The organism is Sphingomonas sp. BL-S-28 (assembly GCF_055521515.1).
The window spans coordinates 1-2,500 of the sequence record NZ_CM145484.1 but is presented as its reverse complement, the minus strand read 5'-3'; the positions used below and the strand labels follow the sequence as shown (position 1 = coordinate 2,500).

1 tRNA gene and 2 rRNA genes (1 of these 3 cut by a window edge) are annotated in these 2,500 nt (G+C 55.0%); all 3 read left to right on the top strand.

Annotated elements, in window-relative coordinates:
* Positions 1–1,858: ribosomal RNA gene (locus tag ACZ1JC_RS08755) — 23S ribosomal RNA — on the top strand (it extends 935 nt beyond the left edge of the window).
* A 138-nt stretch (positions 1,859–1,996) separates the two neighbouring features.
* Positions 1,997–2,111, top strand: a 5S ribosomal RNA gene (gene rrf, locus ACZ1JC_RS08750).
* 314 nt (positions 2,112–2,425) lie between these two features.
* Positions 2,426–2,499: transfer RNA gene (locus ACZ1JC_RS08745), tRNA-Met, on the top strand.
* Position 2,500: the final 1 nt, after the last annotated feature.

Sequence of the window (2,500 nt, the reverse complement as noted above, 5' to 3'; positions counted from 1 at the left end):
AACCAAACTCCGAATACCAACGAGTCTAGTTCGGCAGACAGACGGCGGGTGCTAAGGTCCGTCGTCAAAAGGGAAACAGCCCTAACCTACAGCTAAGGTCCCCAAGTCATCACTAAGTGGGAAAGCATGTGGGAATCCCAAAACAACCAGGAGGTTGGCTTAGAAGCAGCCATCCTTTAAAGAAAGCGTAACAGCTCACTGGTCTAAATAAGGGTTCCTGCGGCGAAAATGTAACGGGGCTAAAGTGATGCACCGAAGCTTAGGGTTCAGAACTTGTTCTGAGCGGTAGCGGAGCGTTCCGTAAGCGAGTGAAGCGGGAGGGTAACCGACCGTGGACGTATCGGAAGTGCGAATGCTGACATGAGTAGCGATAAAGAGGGTGAGATGCCCTCTCGCCGAAAGACCAAGGGTTCCTGCTTAAAGCTAATCTGAGCAGGGTGAGCCGGCCCCTAAGACGAGCCCGAAGGGGGTAGTCGATGGGAACCACGTTAATATTCGTGGGCCTGGTGGTGTGTGACGGATCTCGTGTATTGTACAACCTTATCGGATTGGTTGTGCTTTGAAGAGGTTCCAGGAAATAGCCCCACCGTATAGACCGTACCCGAAACCGACACAGGTGGTCAGGTAGAGTATACCAAGGCGCTTGAGAGAAGTATCCTGAAGGAACTCGGCAAATTGCCTCCGTACCTTCGGAAGAAGGAGGCCCCGTCTATGCGCAAGCACTGGCGGGGGGCACAGGCCAGGGGGTAGCGACTGTTTAGCAAAAACACAGGACTCTGCTAAGTCGGCTTCAAGACGACGTATAGGGTCTGACGCCTGCCCGGTGCCGGAAGGTTAAGAGGAGGAGTGCAAGCTCCGAATTGAAGCCCCGGTAAACGGCGGCCGTAACTATAACGGTCCTAAGGTAGCGAAATTCCTTGTCGGGTAAGTTCCGACCTGCACGAATGGCGTAACGACTTCCCCACTGTCTCCAGGATATGCTCAGCGAAATTGAATTCTCCGTGAAGATGCGGAGTACCCGCGGTTAGACGGAAAGACCCCGTGCACCTTTACTGCAGCTTCAGAGTGGCATTAGGATAGAATTGTGTAGCATAGGTGGGAGGCTTTGAAGCACCGGCGCCAGCTGGTGTGGAGCCATAGGTGAAATACCACCCTGTTATGTTCTGATGTCTAACCTCGCACCGTTATCCGGTGCAGGGACCCTCTGTGGCGGGTAGTTTGACTGGGGCGGTCGCCTCCTAAAGAGTAACGGAGGCGCGCGATGGTAGGCTCAGGCCGGTTGGAAACCGGCTGCAAGAGTGCAATGGCATAAGCCTGCCTGACTGCGAGATTGACGAATCGAGCAGAGACGAAAGTCGGTCATAGTGATCCGGTGGTCCCTCGTGGAAGGGCCATCGCTCAACGGATAAAAGGTACGCCGGGGATAACAGGCTGATGATTCCCAAGAGCTCATATCGACGGAATCGTTTGGCACCTCGATGTCGGCTCATCACATCCTGGGGCTGGAGCAGGTCCCAAGGGTTTGGCTGTTCGCCAATTAAAGTGGTACGTGAGCTGGGTTCAGAACGTCGCGAGACAGTTTGGTCCCTATCTGCCGTGGGCGTCGATACTTGAGAGGAGTTGACCCTAGTACGAGAGGACCGGGTTGAACATGCCTCTGGTGTACCTGTCGTGGCGCCAGCCGCGCAGCAGGGTAGCTATGCATGGACGGGATAACCGCTGAAAGCATCTAAGCGGGAAGCCTCCCTCAAGATTAGGTATCTTCGAGTCGTGATAGACCATCACGTTGATAGGCCGGGTGTGGAAGTGCGGTAACGCATGGAGCTAACCGGTCCTAATAACTCTGTTCATGCTTGATGAATCCCACCATCAATGACAGCCCTGCCTAAAAAGCAGCGATGTCTTGATGATCGGACGATCATCCAGCCAGATATCAAGCTCTAACTTAGAGCAGCACGGGATACATCGATTAAAAAACAGCACGCCGTCTCCATTGCTTGGTGACCATAGCGTCAGTGACCCACCCGATCCCATCTCGAACTCGGCCGTGAAACCTGTCAGCGCCAATGGTACTGTGGCTCAAGCCCCGGAAGAGTAGGACGTCGCCAGGCATTGAAGCCGGCGTGCTTAAAAACCCATCACAATGACAAAACAACGAGGGCCAAGGGTTCAATCCCAAGGCCCTCTTCGTGTCTCTGAACAAGAACACGCAGAATTACGCCGCTCGAAGCCAAAGGCTTCGCAAGGCCGACCGGCCGTCCGGACCGCAAAGCGGGAGGATAGCCAAGGTCCCGCATGGGACCGCCGGCGCTTGAGGCTACACAGTATTGACGCGGGGTGGAGCAGCCCGCCGTTCAGGCCGACGCAGTCGGAATGAACAATCAAATAAAGCTCCCGGGCTGACACGCTTAGCCCTCAATGGTGACGCGGGGTGGAGCAGCCCGGTAGCTCGTCAGGCTCATAACCTGAAGGTCGTAGGTTCAAATCCTACCCCCGCAAC